General features: G+C 74.5%; 1 protein-coding gene. It reads right to left on the bottom strand.

Annotated features, from left to right (window positions below; genetic code table 11):
• The coding region (locus DEIPI_RS31725) for a chorismate-binding protein (RefSeq protein WP_045234495.1) at window positions 1-568 on the bottom strand (568 nt) is incomplete at both ends.

Below are 568 nucleotides of genomic sequence, written 5' to 3'. Positions count from 1 at the left end.
ATCACGTGCTCCGCGCGCTCCTTGGGGCTGGCGCGCAGTTCGGCCTCCAGCGCGTCGTCCTCCTCTTCGGTCGCGCCGCGCCTGCGGGTGCCCGCGATGGGCCGCGCCGACACCTCGCTCCCCGTCCACAGGGCGAGCCGTTCGGGCGAGCAGGACACCACCACCTCGTCCCCGAGCTCCACGTACGCCATGAAGGGACTCGGGTTCATGGCCGCGAGCCGCAGGTAGCCCGCCAGCGGGTCGCCCTGCGCGGTCGCCCGCACCCCGCGCGAGAGGTTCACCTGGTACACCTCCCCGTCGAGGATGAGGTCCCGCACCGCCGCCACGCCCGCCGGGAAGTCGAGGTCGTCCTCGCTCCACGCGCCCACCGTCAGTTCCGGATCGGCGGGCTCGGCGTTCAGCACCGCGTCCCAGTCGAGGTGCGGCTCGCCCACCACCGTCAGCGTCTCCGCCTCGCGGTCCCAGACGAGGCCCGACGGGTACAGGCCCCAGGTCTGCGCGTTCCCGAGCGGCGCGTGCGCCCACAGGCCCAGCTCGCCCGCCGCCTCGTACTTCAGGCCGCCCAGCC

Source organism: Deinococcus pimensis DSM 21231, from assembly GCF_000519345.1.
GTDB lineage: Bacteria > Deinococcota > Deinococci > Deinococcales > Deinococcaceae > Deinococcus_A > Deinococcus_A pimensis.
Note: the sequence above shows the minus strand (reverse complement) of the source record. Positions and strands in the feature narration are given on the sequence as shown.